Source organism: Phocaeicola plebeius, from assembly GCF_003437535.1.
Classification (GTDB): Bacteria; Bacteroidota; Bacteroidia; order Bacteroidales; family Bacteroidaceae; genus Phocaeicola; species Phocaeicola plebeius_A.
The window spans coordinates 1-2,490 of record NZ_QSQT01000063.1 but is presented as its reverse complement, the minus strand read 5'-3'; the positions used below and the strand labels follow the sequence as shown (position 1 = coordinate 2,490).

The following is a 2,490-nucleotide window of genomic DNA, read 5'->3' as shown; positions in this document are numbered from 1 at the left end:
GTAGGCTCGGCACTCGGCGCCTTGCCGCATTTCTGCGGTAGGTTTCCGAGAGCCTGCCCCCGAACCGTGCTTACATGTCTCCATGTACACGGCTCTCCGTTATAATTCAACTTAGTGTTATACATTGCCATGTATTTTAGCATTACATTCTGGACAGACTGCCAATGTTTTACGGTGCATTTTGAGCATGATGCGTTCCCATTCGTTCTTGCCTGTCAAGTCTTTCAAGGCACGAACATGGTGCATCACCGTTTTGCCATGTGCTCCGCATACCTCGCACTGTTCCGCCTTTAGTCTCTCAACAAGACTTGAGGCTGGCAGAAAATTGGTGTTTGGCATTATGTCGCATTTAGCATCACATTGAGCGTCTTTTCTCTTGAAACCCTCATTATAGAACACACGGCATTTGCATTGCCCTTTTGCATCCGTGTAACTGATTACAAAGTCTTTGTTTTTCGAGTATTTCTTTTTAATCTTCCGTACACTGCTGCTTTGCTTTTTGGCGATGCTTTTGTACATACTGTATTCCATAATGTAACCGAACCTTTTGCAAAGAGTAGATACATTGTTCGCTATCGAGTAATAATTGTAGAATCCTCTTATCTCCTTATTGAATTGGGCTACAATATCCTCCGGTTTGCAGTTCATCATATAACTGCGTGCCTTTGGCTTCCAATCCTCCTTGCCATTGGTTTGTATAACCCTCATGGCTTTGTAGTCAATCAACTTGTTCTTGACCACCTCTCTCGGGAGTAGAAGTACAACCTTGCGGTTGAACATTCTTTTGAGCACTCCATTCTTATCTCTCTTGGTGGCTTTGGAGTTGCGTACGGTTATTTCATATCCCAGAAATTTAGCTTTTTCTTGTGCTTGGGTTATAAGCGTTTTCTCTGCCGACAGTTCAAGTTTTAGCTTATCTTTCATGAATTGTGTGATATTCGCTTTGATTTGCCCACATTCTTCATGGCTGCCGACAACCCCAATCAAGAAATCGTCTGCGTATCTGACATATTTCAACCGTCTGTACTCTTCATCCATTTCCATGACACAAGGCATTTGTTGCATCTGTCGGTAATACCCTTTGATTTTATCAATAAGGTCTTTCCGTACCTTTGTATCGGTTTCGGATTTCAGTTTCTTTTCCAGCTTGTTCTTACGGTCTTTAATCCGACGGTAATCCTTATCCAATCTTCTGCTTGCGCCTTTATTGAAAGATTGGGCGTATTCCTCCATGTACTTGTCGAACTTGTCAAGGTAAATATTAGCCAGTATGGGACTAATGATGCCGCCTTGCGGAGTTCCACTGTACGTGTGTCTGTATTTCCAATTTTCAATATACCCAGCGTTCAGAAATTTACGGATGAGCCTTATGAACCTCTCGTCCGCTATGCGTTCTTCGAGTATGCCAATCAGAACGTTATGGTCTATGTTGTCGAAGAAGCCTTTTATGTCCCCCTCTATAAACCATTTTGTTCCGAGAAACGTATCTTGAATTTGGGTTAATGCAGTCTGGCAACTCCTACGTGGTCTGAATCCATGTGAGGTATTTTCAAAACTTCCCTCGTATATGGCTTCCAGTATCATGTGTACCACTTCCTGCACCAACTTGTCTTCAAAAGACGGGATGCCCAACGGGCGTTTCTTTCCGTTCTTCTTAGGGATATAGACCCTTTTGGCTGGGTTGGGTTTGTAACTTTCGTCTCTAAGCTTGGAGATTAGATTTTCTATTCTCTGAATACTCATTTCGTCAACTGTCTTGCCGTCTGTCCCAGCGGTCATATTGCCCTGTTTGGCATAGATTCGCTGGTAGGCGGTATAGAACATCTGTTCATTGAATAGAATACGATACAACCGTTCGAACTTATAGCCCGATACATTGCTGTGTTTCACTAAGTTGTTCAATACATTCTTTGGATTTCTCATAATGTCTCTCACATTTTCCATTGTTTGTATTAAGTTATCTAACTGCTTCCCTTCGCCATGTGCAGGGCATTACCCTGCTCGGACTACTACGGAAGCTCCGTTGCCATGCCGAATATTCAAGAACGACTTCTATAGCCTTTCGGCGTTTCGGTTTAGGCAATCCCCATTTAGCGGGTGTAATAACAAGCATGACAGACTGTCGGATGCAACGTTCGTCCGTTAATCTGCTTATTGCAGACGTGTCGCAGTCAGTTCTTTGCCCCATACAACCTAAACACTTGCTGGGGTACATGCGATATGGCGTTGGTAACTGCCTTCCGCCACAGCCCTGGTATGTGCCACTGGATTGTTGTTCAACCAGTTCAGGCTTCATCCTCATGTCCGTCTTTCTGTCTTGCCATTCAGTCGCAGCGTGGCAGTTGGCTGACTTATGGCTTCTCCGACATGCTACACTCCCCCTCGGGTTTCCCTCTGGGATAAGTCGGATGACAGTAGGTCTTATTTTCATAGAACTCTAACCTAATCTATTGCTAAATAGATATTTATTACACCGCCTTATGGGCGCAC

General features: G+C 43.9%; 2 protein-coding genes. One reads left to right on the top strand and one right to left on the bottom strand.

Annotated features, from left to right (window positions below; translation table 11 throughout):
* Positions 1-117: 117 nt before the first annotated feature.
* Positions 118-1,923 (bottom strand): group II intron reverse transcriptase/maturase, encoded by a 1,806-nt coding sequence (gene ltrA / locus DXD04_RS16520; RefSeq protein ID WP_117674214.1) that lies wholly within the window; start codon positions 1,921-1,923, stop codon positions 118-120.
* A gap of 297 nt (positions 1,924-2,220) precedes the next feature.
* Between ltrA and DXD04_RS16740 the strand changes: the two genes are divergently transcribed.
* Positions 2,221-2,403: a hypothetical protein gene (locus tag DXD04_RS16740; protein ID WP_165356980.1), complete on the top strand. Its 183-nt coding sequence runs from the start codon at positions 2,221-2,223 to the stop codon at positions 2,401-2,403.
* Positions 2,404-2,490 lie beyond the last annotated feature (87 nt).